At 70.8% G+C, this 12,881-nt stretch carries 12 protein-coding genes and 1 pseudogene; 1 reads left to right on the plus strand and 12 read right to left on the minus strand.

From position 1 onward, the window contains the following. Positions 1 to 77 precede the first annotated feature (77 nt). The 8 genes from AB0A61_RS35590 to AB0A61_RS35625 form a co-directional block, all read right to left on the minus strand. Positions 78 to 422 (minus strand): RCC1 domain-containing protein, encoded by a 345-nt coding sequence (locus AB0A61_RS35590; protein ID WP_361301979.1) that lies wholly within the window; start codon positions 420 to 422, stop codon positions 78 to 80. Between the two features lie 62 nt (positions 423 to 484). Beyond that, complete coding sequence (locus AB0A61_RS35595) at positions 485 to 1,318, minus strand: IS5 family transposase (protein ID WP_361301982.1); 834 nt, start codon at positions 1,316 to 1,318, stop codon at positions 485 to 487. A gap of 36 nt (positions 1,319 to 1,354) precedes the next feature. After that, the gene (locus AB0A61_RS35600; RefSeq protein ID WP_361301985.1) at positions 1,355 to 1,786 is read right to left on the minus strand and encodes a hypothetical protein; all 432 of its coding nucleotides are present in this window, start codon (positions 1,784 to 1,786) and stop codon (positions 1,355 to 1,357) included. A gap of 337 nt (positions 1,787 to 2,123) precedes the next feature. Further along, positions 2,124 to 2,858, minus strand: a complete 735-nt coding sequence (locus AB0A61_RS35605) for a response regulator transcription factor (RefSeq protein ID WP_361301988.1) — start codon at positions 2,856 to 2,858, stop codon at positions 2,124 to 2,126. A gap of 56 nt (positions 2,859 to 2,914) precedes the next feature. Beyond that, entirely contained in the window at positions 2,915 to 5,566 is a 2,652-nt protein-coding gene (locus AB0A61_RS35610) for an ABC transporter permease (RefSeq protein ID WP_361301991.1), read from the minus strand. Then, positions 5,563 to 6,225 carry an ATP-binding cassette domain-containing protein gene (locus tag AB0A61_RS35615; RefSeq protein WP_361301994.1) on the minus strand — a complete coding sequence of 221 codons (663 nt, stop codon included), beginning with the start codon at positions 6,223 to 6,225 and terminating at the stop codon, positions 5,563 to 5,565. The genes AB0A61_RS35610 and AB0A61_RS35615 overlap by 4 nt, the downstream gene beginning before the upstream one ends. Continuing rightward, the gene (locus AB0A61_RS35620; RefSeq protein WP_361301997.1) at positions 6,212 to 6,973 is read right to left on the minus strand and encodes an ABC transporter ATP-binding protein; all 762 of its coding nucleotides are present in this window, start codon (positions 6,971 to 6,973) and stop codon (positions 6,212 to 6,214) included. The genes AB0A61_RS35615 and AB0A61_RS35620 overlap by 14 nt, the downstream gene beginning before the upstream one ends. A 5-nt stretch (positions 6,974 to 6,978) precedes the next feature. Then, entirely contained in the window at positions 6,979 to 7,635 is a 657-nt protein-coding gene (locus AB0A61_RS35625; protein ID WP_361302000.1) for a hypothetical protein, read from the minus strand. 156 nt (positions 7,636 to 7,791) lie between these two features. Here AB0A61_RS35625 and AB0A61_RS35630 point away from each other — a divergent pair, with 156 nt between their 5' ends. Continuing rightward, positions 7,792 to 9,114: a HAMP domain-containing sensor histidine kinase gene (locus AB0A61_RS35630; protein ID WP_361302003.1), complete on the plus strand. Its 1,323-nt coding sequence runs from the start codon at positions 7,792 to 7,794 to the stop codon at positions 9,112 to 9,114. 56 nt (positions 9,115 to 9,170) lie between these two features. On the opposite strand, the pseudogene AB0A61_RS35635 reads toward AB0A61_RS35630, so the two are convergent. The 4 genes and pseudogenes from AB0A61_RS35635 to AB0A61_RS35650 all read right to left on the minus strand — a co-directional run. Next, a pseudogene (locus tag AB0A61_RS35635) lies at positions 9,171 to 9,263 on the minus strand (IS630 family transposase); the annotation flags it as partial. 317 nt (positions 9,264 to 9,580) lie between these two features. Continuing rightward, the gene (locus tag AB0A61_RS35640; protein WP_361302006.1) at positions 9,581 to 10,855 is read right to left on the minus strand and encodes a hypothetical protein; all 1,275 of its coding nucleotides are present in this window, start codon (positions 10,853 to 10,855) and stop codon (positions 9,581 to 9,583) included. A 38-nt stretch (positions 10,856 to 10,893) separates the two neighbouring features. Next, the gene (locus AB0A61_RS35645; protein ID WP_361302009.1) at positions 10,894 to 12,162 is read right to left on the minus strand and encodes a HAMP domain-containing sensor histidine kinase; all 1,269 of its coding nucleotides are present in this window, start codon (positions 12,160 to 12,162) and stop codon (positions 10,894 to 10,896) included. Then, positions 12,153 to 12,806, minus strand: coding sequence for a response regulator transcription factor (locus AB0A61_RS35650; protein ID WP_361302012.1), 654 nt, complete (start codon positions 12,804 to 12,806; stop codon positions 12,153 to 12,155). The genes AB0A61_RS35645 and AB0A61_RS35650 overlap by 10 nt, the downstream gene beginning before the upstream one ends. Positions 12,807 to 12,881: the final 75 nt, after the last annotated feature.

A 12,881-nucleotide genomic window follows, 5' to 3' on the forward strand; every position in this document is an offset into this window, starting at 1 on the left:
CTGAACTGCTGGACCGGCATCTGCACCACCTGCCACCGACCCCTGCCCAGCAGAGCCACACCAAGATCAAGACAGACCTAACGGAGTCCTACTAGCACCCGGCCACTGGCGAGTAGCCCGAGCGTGTGGCGCCAGCCTGCGGCCACGGCCGTGACTCCTCGCCATCCGGTGACATCACATTGCCCATCGCCATTCCACCCCGTTGCCAGCACCGTGCCGTCCGACCGGAGTCCCACCGTATGAGACCTGCCTGTGTTCCTCGCGGTATGGACGTTGCCGGCTGCCACCGCGACGACGTCTTCCCATCGCTCGACACGACATTCTGCGGCTGCGGTATTGCCCGCGGCGAGAACGGTTCCGTCCCAGCGCCGTCCGACAGAATGACGCCTTCCGGCCGCCAGCACCGACGAGCTAGCGAGCATTCCGCCTCCTTGTGCTCGGCGCGAGTTCGCGACATGGGATGCCACCTTACGTTGGCCTGGAATCAGAGCGGGGTCCTCAGCCGTCGCCAGCAGATGACGGCACAACCGAGTGTGATGAAGGCGCGGTGGATGTCGTCGCGCATCTCCCAGCGGATACGTAGGCGGCGGAACCAGTGCAGTAGTGCGATGGCGCCTTCCACGGCCCAGCGGTGGACGCCGAGTCCGGAGCCGTGTTCGGTGCCGCGTCGGGCGATGTGCGGGGTGATTTCGAACCGTCGGACCTGATCGCGGTAGCTCTCGTGGTCGTAGCTGCGGTCGGCGTAGAGGTGCTTCGGGGGGCGCAGCGGTTGGCCGCGTTCGCCTCGGATCGGCGGGACAGCTCGGATCAGTGGGATCAGCTGGGTCACGTCGTTGCGGTTGCCGCCAGTCAGCGTGATGGCCAGCGGGATGCCGTGGGCGTCGACGATCACGTGGTGCTTGCTGCCGGTCTTGCCCCGGTCCACCGGAGACGGGCCGGTGGCCGCACCCCCTTTCATCGCCCGCAGATGGCTCGAGTCGACCGACGCCCGGGACAGATCCAGTACGCCGGCCGCCCGCAGTTCAGCCAGCAGCATCTCGTGCAGGCGCTGCCAGACCCCGGCCTCGTTCCACTCCCGCAGTCGCCTCCAGCAGGTCATCCCGGAGCCGAAGCCGCGTTCCTGCGGAAGGTAGCGCCAGGGGATGCCGGTGTAGAGCACGAACAGGATGCCGCACAGAACCCGCCGGTCATCGAGCCCGCCACGCCCCGGGTACCGGAAGCGCCGCTCAATCACCGGCAACACCGGCTCGATACGCTCCCACAGCCCATCGTCAACCTCCCACGGCTTGCGCCCACCACGAGTCTCGGTCGCAACCACCCCCTCCGGGCCGCATCAACGAGAACTGACATGCCGTCATTCCCGACCCCCACAGACCTCATTCTGGTTCCAGTCCTTAGCGAACAGGCCCGGTTCGGCCTCGGCAAGGACGCCCAGGCTGACCAGGCGCTTGAGCTTGTGTCGGGTGCTCTCGATGCTCTTCGGCGTGAGCGGGAGGTCCAGGGCCTGGCATAGGTCGCGGGCGCGCTTCGGCCCTGGAGTCTCGGCGAATGTTTCGAGAATCTGCTGGTAGGCCGGGTGGGCTGGCAGAGCGGGCGGCTCCTCCGTTGGTTCCGGGGCCGCCGGCGGGAGGGCGAGGAGCGTCTTGCGGGTCACCGCCAGGTTCTCGATCTCCTCGTCGAGTTCACGCAGGCGCGTGGTGAGCTCGTCGATCTGCGTGCGGAGTTGTTCCGCAGCGGCGGTGAGCTCCCGCTCGCGTGCGTCGACCCGCTCCAGGAGCGGCGTCACCTGGAACCGGGATCAGATCAGCGGGGCAGGGGGCTGGCAGGGGCTGCATCAGGTGCATCGTCCCAGCACGGGTGGGCTTTGGTGACCCCAACACGGTTGCGTTCGGTGTCGGTGCACCAGCACAGCGGAATCGTTCGCCCACTGCCTCCCACGCCTGCCCGTTCAGCCCGCTGCCCGAGTAGGACCTGACCACCGTCGGCCCAGGCCAAGCCGCCTGAGTGCCGAACCGTGAACGTGCCGGGTACCCGGGCAGGGGCCGTCATGGGAACGCCGTCAGCGCCGCCCGGGGACGACACCCTTGCGCCGGCTGCCCCGCGCTTGGCCCTCCCTCGGCGTGCTAGGAGCGGCTCTCCAGGCGGTAGCCGTGTCCCCTCAGGGTGGTGATGCGGGGCACTCGGCAGGGACGGTCGGATGCTTCGGCTGCCGAGGCGAGGCGGTGGCGCAGGCCGGCCATGGTGACGTCGAGGGTTTTGGTGGATCCGAACCAGTTCTCGTCCCAGACCTCGGCCATGAGGGTTTCGCGGGATACGGCCTCGCCGATGTGCCGACCGAGGAGGACGAGGAGTTCGAACTCCTTGGGGCGCAGTTGGACCTCTTCGCCGTGGAGGCTGCAGTGCCGCGCCGTGGTGTCGACCATGAGGTCGTCGAGCCGGAGTACTTGCTGGGGAGCCGGGGTGATGGTGTGTCGGCGCAGGTGGGCGCGCAGGCGGGCCAGCAGGACGGTGAGGCTGAAGGGCTTGACGAGGTAGTCGTCAGCTCCGGCGTCGAGGCCGGCGATCACGTCGATGTCGTCCGTGCGGGCGGTGAGGATGATGATGAGCAGGTCGGGGCAGCGGATGCGCAGGGTGCGGGCGACGTCGAGGCCGTCCATGTCGGGAAGGCCGAGGTCCAGGAGGAGGGCGTCGTAGGGGGTGTGGGCGGCTTCGGCCAGGCCGCTTGCGCCGGTGCGGCTCCAGGTGGTCGCGTAACCGTTGCTGTGCAGGCCGGTTTCCAGGTGGCGGCCGATGGTGGCGTCGTCCTCGATGACGAGGACGCGGATGCGGCTGCGGTCCGGTGCGGCGGGGGTGCGCATGGTCGACAGCGTAGGAGGGCGCGCGGGGATCGGCTTGGTCGCCAACGCAGGTGTGCTCACAGGTCACGCAGTTCCTCCACGGGCGGGCGCTTTGCGCGCCGGATTCCGTTCAGCGCGGCTGCCGTGACGGCGATCAGTGCGGCGAGCGCGGTGAGCACCAGGTAGGAGCCAGGGACCGAGAGGCTTGCGGGGGGTGGGTCGAAGACTCCTGTCAGGACCTTGACCAGCATTGCGGACAGCGCCCAGCCGATGAGGGCGCCTCCGACCAGACCGGCCGCGGCCAGGATGAGGGCTTCGGTGAGGACCATGCCGCGCAGCTGGCGTGTCTTGGCGCCGAGGACGGTGGCGATGGCGAAGGTGCGGCGGCGTTCGGCGAGGCCGAGGGCGAGGACGAGTCCTCCGGCTCCGGCGGCCAGCAGGACGGCGAAGGCGAGTTCGATGCGGGTTAGTCCGGCCAGGTCGACGGAGGTCAGGCTGGTGCCGACGGTGCCGCGGGTCTGGGTGAGGTCGGTGACGGTGGCGGCGGTGCCGAGCTGATGGCGCAGGTGGGCGGCGATCTGCTTCTGGTGCGTGCCGCCGGTGTCGAGGAGGAAGGCGCCGACCGCGTCGCTGCCGGTGGTCTTGGAGATGTAGGAGGCGTTGGCGACGAAGAAGCTGTCCTTGGGGGCGGTGGGGAACTCCTTGGCGATGCCGGCGTAGTGGAAGGGGACCGTGCGCAGGGCCTTGGTGCGGGCGTCCTGGATGCGCAGGTTGACGGTGTCGCCCGGGGAGAGCTGGAAGTCGTTGACGGTTTCGACGCTGACCAGCAGGTTGTCCGGACGCTGGGCCAGCTTCCGCATGAGCTGGTGAGCGGTGCCGCCGACGAAGTAGGCGTCCTGGAGGGAGGTGGCCTGGGCGATGGTGTCCGGGCGGACGCCGTAGAGGTCCTGCAGGTCGGAGCCGACGTAGGCGAAGCGGTGCTGGAGGGGCTCGACGTGCCTGACACCGGAAACCTTCAGCGTGCCTGCGGTGGCGGGCGGGATGCGGGCGCCGGGTGGTTCGGTGACGGTGACGTCGGCGCCGTTGGTCAGCCGGGCGTCGACCTCGGCCTGCTGTTTGTAGGTGGCGTTGAAGACGGCAGTGGACAGGGCGAAGGACACGGCGAGGGCGAGGAGGACCACGGAGCGGGCGAGCGGGCGTCGGCGTCGGGCGAGGACGGCGGCGGTGGTGCCGGCAAGGGTGGCGGTCAGCGGGCGGGCCAGCCGGGCCAGGGCGGGGCGGCCGTGGGTGAGGGCGAGGAGGGTGAGCCGCCACAGCAGCAGGGCGGCGCCGATCCACAGCAGGGCGGGGCCGAGGAAGGCCCAGTACGACACGGAGATGCTGGGGACGCCCTCCGGGGCCAGGACGAGGGCGTACTGGTTGCCGGAGGAGGCGCGGAAGATGAGCCAGGAGCAGACCAGCAGGAGGAAGTCCAAGCCGTAGCGCATCCACCGGGGGTTGCGGGTGCTGAGTGCGCCGGCTTCCTTGCGGGTGTCGGCGACGGTGACGGTGTGCAGGTCACGCAGGGCCGGCATCAGGACGGCGCCCGCGGCGCCGGCGACGCCGAGGACGAAGGCGATGCCGTACCAGACGGCCAAGGTGCCCGCGCTCCCCCCGAAGGAGGCGGCGCCGAAGGCGAGGCGTCCGGTCAGAGCCGCGATGCCCAGTCCGGCCAGGCCACCGGCAAGACCGATCAGGGCGGCTTCCAGGCCCGCGAGGGCGGTGATCTGGCTGGGGCGCAGGCCGCGCAGGCGCAGCAGCCCCTGTTCCTGGCGGCGGCGCTCGCCACCGGCGGAGGCGACCGATGCGGTCAGCGCGGCGGCCAGGACGGCTCCGGGGACACCGAGGAAGAGGAAGAGGATCTGGGCGTAGAGAGCGTCCTGGCGGGCGGAGTCGAGGGCGGCACCCACGTTGTTGCCTGCGAGTGCGGTGCCGGAGGAGCGGGCCTCCAGGTGGTGGGCGGCGCCGGTGACCGAGGTGAAGGCGGCGGCCGGGTCGGAGGGCAGGCCGGCGTTGTCGCGGGCGACGTGGATCTGGGTGGTGACGCCGGTGGCGCCGTGGGTGAGGGAGGCGAACTCGGCGGCGGGCAGGAGGACGACGTTGTCCGGGGGTGCGGTCGGCTGGGACTGGGCGGGGGCGCCGACGGTCTGGAAGAGGGAGTCGGCCTGGGGCAGGTCGACGACGCCGTCCACCTTGACCTGCCGCACTCCGATGCCGGGGAAGTGGATACCGATGGTGTCGCCGGGGGCGGCGTGCAGGTTGGATGCGGTTTGCTGGGCCAGTAGGACACCGTTCGGGGAGCCGGACAGCGTGCGGATGGCGTCGGGGAAGAGGGCGCGGTAGCCGTCCGGGAGTCCGAGCGCCATGCCGGGGCCGGTGGTCTGGGTGCTGCCCTGGACGCGGGCGGCAAAACCGGTGGTGTGGGCGTAGCCGACCGGCAGGGCGGCGCGGGTTCCGGGTGTCGTGCGGACCAGGGACAGGACCGTGTTCGGATCGGCTGCGGGCTGTACCTGGACCTGCCAGTCGACGGCGACCGAGCGCAGGGCGCGCTGGGTCATGGTCGCCTTCGATGCGGTCAGGAAGGAGCCGAGCGCGGCGATGAGAGCGACCGCGAGCGCGATCCCGGCGAGGGCGGCCAGCAGCCGCCCGGCGCGGTGACGGGTCAGGCCGCGCACCCAGGCGGTGATCACGAGACCTGCTCGGGGGCGAGCAGCCGGCCGTCGTGCATCGAGCGCCGCACGGACAGTCGGGCGGCGACGCCCGGGTCGTGGGTGGTGACGACGAGGGCGGCGCCGATGTGGTCGGCGGCGGCCAGCAGGGCGTCCAGCACATGGGCGCCGGTGGCGTGGTCGAGGCGGCCGGTGGGTTCGTCGGCGAGGATCAGCCGCGGGGCCTGGGCCAGGACCCTGGCGGCGGAAACGCGTTGGGCCTGTCCACCGGAGATCTCCTCGGGCAGCCGGTCGGCCAGATCGGCGGCGCCCACTAGGTCCAGCGCCGCAAGGGCGGCCTGCCGTGCCTCCGGTTCGCTCCGGCCGGCGAGCACGAGGGGCAGGGCGGCGTTCTCGGCCACGCTCAGAGCAGGGATCAGGCTGTCGCCTTGGAAGACCAGGCCGATGTCGTACGGCCCGAGTGACGCGGAACGGGTGACCATGCCGCTGGTGGGCTGTTCGAGCCCGGCCAGCAAGTGCAGCAGCGAGCTCTTACCCGAGCCGGACGGGCCGACAACCGCGAGCCGATCGTCGGTCCCGATCTCCAGGGTGGTTCCGTGGACGGCCACGACCGCCTGCGGACCCTCGCCGAACGTGAGGGCTGCGTCCTGGCAGGCGACGAGGACCTCATCCGGTGGCATCGCGGACCTCCTGCCGTTCAAGACGTCCGCCGTGGGCGGCCGAGGCGTCGGTCGCTGTTCCATCCACCAGGGCGATGACCCGGTCGGCCACCCGCACGGCCTGGTCGCTGTGGGTGACGATCAGGACCGCGCAGCCGTCGGCGGCCCTTTCGCGCAGCATGGCGAGCACCATGCGCTCGATGTCGCTGTCGAGTTCCCCGGTCGGCTCGTCGGCCAGGAGCACGGCGGGCGAGTTGGCCAGCGCTACGGCGAGTCCGGCCCTCGCCAGTTCCCCTCCGGACAGCTGCCTGGGCAGGGCGTGGGCCCGCTCGGCGAGCCCGACCTGGCTCAGCAGCTCTCGTGGCGAGGTGGCAGGGCCGCGGCCCTTTGCCCGCTGTGCCAGGCGGATGTTGTCCCGCAGGCTCAGATGGGGCAGGAGGTTGCGGGTCTGCAGCAGTACGCCGACGTGCCGGGCGCGCAGCCGGGCGCGCTCGGTCTCCGGCCGGTGGCTGATCCGCACCCCGTTGACGCGGACCTCGCCGCCCGAGGGTTCGTCCAGCCCCGCCAGACACGCCAGCAGGGTCGATTTGCCCGACCCGGACGGTCCGACGACCGCGACCGTCTCGCCGCGCCCGACTCGCAGCGAGACCCCGCGCAGCGCGAGCGTCTCTTCCTCCCCGGCCCGGTAGAAGCGGTACAGCTCGCGGGCTGTGAGGACGTCCTCGGCGGGGGCGTGGGTGCGCATCTCGTGGGAGATGTTGGCGGTCATGGTGGTCACTGCCAGGTGAAGGAGTCGCTGACGATCCGCCAGGGGTCGACGTTGTCGGCGTTGACTGGGCCGGACAGCGTCAGGTCCACCTCGTGACCGGAACGGTAGAAGGAGTACCGCTCGAACGCGTCCCGCACCACCTTCCCGGTGACTGGATCCTTGGCAGAGTCGCCCTGGTAGGTCAGCAGGACGACACGGCCGGCATGCCGGGTCACCTCAGACACCTTGGGTGTCGCGAACTTCGGCACATGGGTGCGCAGCTGGGGAACGACCGTGTTGGTGACCGAGCCGACCGTGGGGGCGCTGGAGGCGGAGGCCGCCGTGATCCGTACAGTGTTCAGCTTGTCCGTGAACACGGTCGTGTTCTTCTGGTCGGTGCGGGCCCAGCCCTCAGGCACCTTGACCGTGAAGCCGGTGAAGGTGAAGGTGCCGCTGCCCGGCCGGTAGGCGACGTAGACCTGGTTGTCGGGGATGTCGCCGGGCGGATTGGACTCGGTGGGCGCCGGACTGTTCGGGGTGTTTCCACCTCCTGCCGCCGCGTGCGAGGCCGGGGATGGCGGGGCGGAACCCGAGTGCGATCCGGTACCGCCGGAACAGGCGGCGGTCACCGCGGCGACCAGAGCCAGACCGACGACGGCGGACGTCCGTGCGTGTGCTGCCATGGCCACTGCCCTCCCAAGGAGCCCTTGGACCAGACGGTCATGGCACCGACGCTAGAAGCCGGCCGGTTAACGCCCGGCACGCCGACGGTTAGACGACGGCAAAAGCGCGTGGCTCATTCCGCCCGGACCAGGCCGACGGCCCGCATGATGAAAGACATGAGACAGCGCGTGGTGCGAGTCGCCGTCACCGCCGCCCTGGTCGCCGTCGTCCTCCTGGCCGTGCCCCTGGCGTGGGCCATCAGGTCGGTGCTCTACGTCGACCAGCGGGACAGCCTGGAGCGGGTCGCCCTCGCCGGCGCCGTGCAGGTGAGCCCGGACTACCAGAAGGGCGACCCAGTCGAACTCCCCAGACCCCCGGCCGGCACGCGGCTTGGCCTGTACGACCCACAGCTGCGGCTACGGACGGGCAGCGGCTCAAGATCAGGCGACACATCGGTCCGCCAAGCCCTCAAAGGGCAGGTGGTCCGGAGCCGATCGGGCGGTGACCTGGTCGTCGCCGTGCCTGTCTCCCACGCCGAGCAGGTGATCGGAGTGGTACGGGCGTCCTCGCCCGTCGCAACCGTACGCAACCGCGTTTTCGCCGTGTGGGGCGTCCTCCTGGGCGTCGCCGCTTTCGGGCTGGCTGTCGCCGTCCTCGTCGCCCACCGTCAGGCCCGCGCACTGGCCGCCCCGCTGGAAGACCTCTCGCGCCACTGCCAGGCCGTCACCGACGGCGACCTGAACGCCCGCGCGGCCCCCAGTAGCATCACCGAGATCGACCAGGTCGCCCGTACCCATAATGAGATGCTGCACAGCCTGTCCGAACTCCTCCGCCATGAACGGGACTTCACCGCCAACGCCTCCCATCAGCTGCGCACCCCGCTCACCGGTCTCCAGCTCACCCTGGAGGCGGGCCTGGAGCAAGGCGAGAACGCACGGCTCCGGCCCGTCCTGGAGGAGGCTTTGGCCACCACACGTCGGCTGCACCGCACCGTGGAGGAGGTCCTGCGCCTGTCGGGCTCACCCGGACCTCCCCGGTCCAGTGCCCTGCTCCGGCCGGTGGGACAGGTGCTGCGGGCGACGCAACAGCGCTGGCACGGCCCGTTCGCCGACGACGGCAGACGCCTGGAATACCTCACTCACGACGTGCCGGACGACCTGCCCGTGCCCGGTGGAGCCGTCACCGAAATCCTGGACGTCCTGCTGGACAACGCCCGCCTGCATGGCCGGGGCATGGTCCGCGTAACGGTGCGCGACCTTGACGACGCGCTCGCCTTCGACGTCACCGACGAGGGCGAGGTGAGCGGCGACATGGCGCGGCTGTTCGATCGGGGTCACACGGGCAGCGGGACGGGAACGGGTATCGGCCTCGCCTTCGCCCGCGACTTGGCAGACTCCCTCGGCGGCCGACTCTCCCTGACCCGCGGCACCCCGGCCGCCTTCACCCTGCTCCTGCCGGTTCACCGGGACCAACCAAAACAAGCGCCGAGGCCGAAGTGATCGCTCAGCACGAGTAGTGCCTTCACCACATAGGTCGACCGGTTTGGCCCGGTTTCCGCAGGGAGAGGGCGTCCGCCCCAGCGGATGCGTTTCCCGCTCCGGATGCGGAAGCGTTCGCGTCGTTGGGCGACGAGGACGTCGGGGTGGCGGCCCTTGGTGGTGCGTCGGCGCAGGCAGACCTGCAGGACCCGGGTCTGAGTGGTCACCCACGCCTGCTTCTGGCATCCGCCGCCACCGCGACTGACCAGCCCAGGTGACAGCGGGGCGGTCGAAGCCATTGACGCCGGCTTCGACCGCCCCACGGGACCCTGCGGATATAACCGGGCTGCCACACGCGGCCCCGGCCGCTTGTGCTGTCCGCGGCACGCCGGCGTGTGCCGAGGCGGCGCGGTTCTCTGCGCAGCCCGGCGCACTGAGCCCGTCGGCCGGGCGGGCCGGCCGGGCCGGCCGGGCGCTGTGCGGTCTGTCAGCCCATGTCCGTCAGGAGGGCGTTCAGTTCCTTCTCCTGCTGCGCAGGCGACATCGGCGGGTTCGAGTGATCGATACCGAAGGTCTCGAGCACCTTGTCCATCTGAGCGTCGATGGAGGTCCAGCCGGTGTTGTCCAGCGGCTGCAACGACGCCTGGTCGGCGTCCCACAGGTCACGCAGCGACTGGGCGGCCGCGTGCGCGCCCTTCGCGTTCCCCGAGCGTGCGTCCTTGAGCGAGGTCGAGGCGAGGGTCCGCAGCGCGGAGACCTTGGCAGGCGGGAACTTCTTCACCGCCACGCCCGGAGCCATCTGGACGGCGGAGGTGTTGTCGGCCTCCGGCGCCGGGCCGACGTGCGGCTGGCCGTGGGCCCAGACCAGCAGGCCCGTGGTCGCGACGGCGAGCAGTCCGAAGCCGGCCAGCGCGACGCGCTCCTTGCGCGGGTCGCCGGTGGCGTGTGCGGCGTGGGCCGCCTCGTAGGTCTCGGTCACGTCCGAGCGCGTCACCGTCAGGTAGACCACCGTCGCCAGGATGAGGCCGAGGAAGATCAGGCTGGTGGTGAAGGTGCCCAGCGCGAGACCGGTCGGGTCGCCCTGGTTCTGCGCGACCTTCGGGGACGCGAGCCAGTCGCCGATGTTGGCGCCCAGCGGGCGGGTCAGGATGTAGGCGAGCCAGAAGGACAGCACCGGGTTCGCGCCGAACTTCCACAGCAGCGTGATCGCCGCGATGAGGCCGAGCGGCAGCAGTACCGAGGCGCCCGGGCTCCAGCCGGTGAGCTCGAGGGTCCAGTCGCCGGTCGCGGTGCCGAGTGCGAAGGTGACGAGAACGGCGAGCCAGTAGAACGACTCACGCGGCAGCGTCGTGACCGAGTGGATCGAGAGGGTGCGCTCGCGCAGCCACCACACGCCGAAGACCACGGCGAGCAGGACCGAGAACACGGCGGAGCTGATCCACAGCGGCACGTTGAGCTGGTCGGTCAGGATGTCGGTGTACAAGGTGCCCGTGACACTGACAACGACCACGGTCAGCCAGTAGGGGAACGGGACGTACCGCTTCAGCCGCAACTGGACGGCCAGGACCACCACGAACACCGCGGTGAAGATCCAGGCCGTGTTCACCAGGCCGACGCCCAGCTTCATGTTGATCCAGTCGGCGAAGCTCTCACCGACGGTCGTGCAGAGGACCTTGATCACCCAGAACCAGATGGTGACCTCGGGGACCTTGTTGAGCATGAGGCGCCCGCTGCGCGTGCGTGCTTCCGTTGTCGTTGTCATGCAGGGAGGTTTACGGGGGGAACCTGCAAGCAACCTGACTACGTGGCCGCACGCGCGGCCGGGAGTGTCACCTCGACGTGACCGCGGCCGTCCGCGATCGCGCGGATCTCCGCACCGGCCGAGGCGGCGATGCGCCGGACCACCGGCAGCCCCAGCCCGTACCCGTCGCCGCCGGTCACACCCGCTTCGAAGACCCGCTCGACGTCCGCGGGATCGAATCCGGGGCCGTCGTCCAGGACATCGACCACGACGGCCTCGCCCTGGTTGCGCGCGGTGACCCACACCCGCGACCGCGCGTGCCGCAGGCCGTTCTCCAGCAGGGGCGACAGCAGTGACACGGCGACGTCGGGCGCCACGGCCACCTCGACCTTCGCCGGGAAGGCGACCTCGACCGCGCGGGAGCCGATCGCCTGCCGCGCGGCGGAGCGCAGATCGCACCGCGTCCCATCGTCGGTCCGTGCGCGCGCGGCGCGCAGAATCGTCGTGATCGCCGCATCGAGGCGGTCGACCTCGCTCAGCACCGCCTCCGGCGCCACCGGCTCGCCGGACAGCTGCGCAAGCTGGGCCTCACCCCGCAGGACCGTGAGCGGGGTCCGCAGCTCGTGGGCGATCTCATCGGTGAGCCGGCGCTCATCCGCCAGAGCGTTGTCGACGCGCTCCAGGAGATGGTCCAGGGTCCGCCCCAGTTCCCCGAACTCGTCGTGCGGGACCCCGAGGTTGAAGCGGCGCCCGGGTTCGTGATGGCCCCAGTCGTCGGCGAGGGCGGCCATCTCCTGCACGACCCGCAGCGCGCGGCGAACCACGAGGTGCGCGACACCGCCGGCGAGGAGGATCGTGAGGCCGCCCAGGATCAACGACAAGGTCAGACTGCGCTGCTCGGATGTCTCGTAGGGCGTGAGGTCCACCCGGACAACCACCATGACGTGGTGGCCGTCGACCGGCACCAGCCGCGCGTACAGGAGGTAGTCGCCCACCGTCGCGGTCTGCGATCGCCCCGAGTCCGCCAGCTCCTCGACGCGATCGACCACGCTCGGCGGCACGTTCCCGTCGATCAGGCGGCCGTCGGCATACACCCAGGCGACCTCGTCCAGCGCCTCGCTGCCGTTCTCCGTCAGTACGACACGGCCGCCCTTGGCGGTGACGTTCGCCGCGACCGCCTCGGCGCGGGTCCGGGCCAGATCGTGCGCGTCGGCGTCCGTCACCCGGCTCAGCAGCACGTGCGAGACCACGACCAGTACCGCGACCACGGCGGTGGCGATCAGCACGGTGAGTGCGACGACCCGCTTACGGAATCCCGTCACTGCCATCGGTAGCCCACGCCGCGGACGGTCACCAGACGCTCGGCCACGCCCAGCGGACCGAGCTTGGTCCGCAGCCGGCGCACGAAGGAGTCGAGGGTGTTGTCGCTGACCTGCGCTCCGTGCGGCCAGCCGGCGGCGATGAGGGCGTGGCGGCGTACCGCGTCGCCCTGCGAGGCGATCAGGCGGCCCAGCAGCCGGAACTCGGTCGGGGACAGGCTCATGCTCACCGAATCGTAGGTCACCACGTGCTTCGCCGGATCGAGCACGACCTCGCGCGGTGCGGGCGCCACGGTGGCCCGGCGCAGCAGCGCCCGGACGCGGACCAGCAGTTCCGGGATGTCGAAGGGTTTGGTCATGTAGTCGTCGGCGCCGGCCTCGAAGCCGCCCACCTTGTGATGCAGGCCGTCCAAAGCGGTGAGCATCAACACCGGCGCGTCGACGCCGCGAGCCCGCAGGGCCAGGCAGACGTCGCGGCCGTCGGCGTCCGGGAGCCCGAGATCCAGGACGACCAGATGAGGCGCCGGTGCGAGCTGCCGCAGCAGACTGTCGGCCGTGGCCGCGACGGAGACGGTGTGGCCGTCGTGCTCCAGGGCGCGCTTGAGGACGCCGCGGACCGCCGCGTCGTCTTCACACACCATGATGAAAGCCACGTGCTGACCCTAGATACTCCCGTCCCAATTCTCCATCTGCCCTGGTCAGCCGCCTGACGGTCGTGAGGGGCGCTG

The sequence above is a fragment of the Streptomyces sp. NPDC046197 genome (assembly GCF_040646295.1).
In the GTDB taxonomy this organism is placed as follows: Bacteria; Actinomycetota; Actinomycetes; order Streptomycetales; family Streptomycetaceae; genus Streptomyces.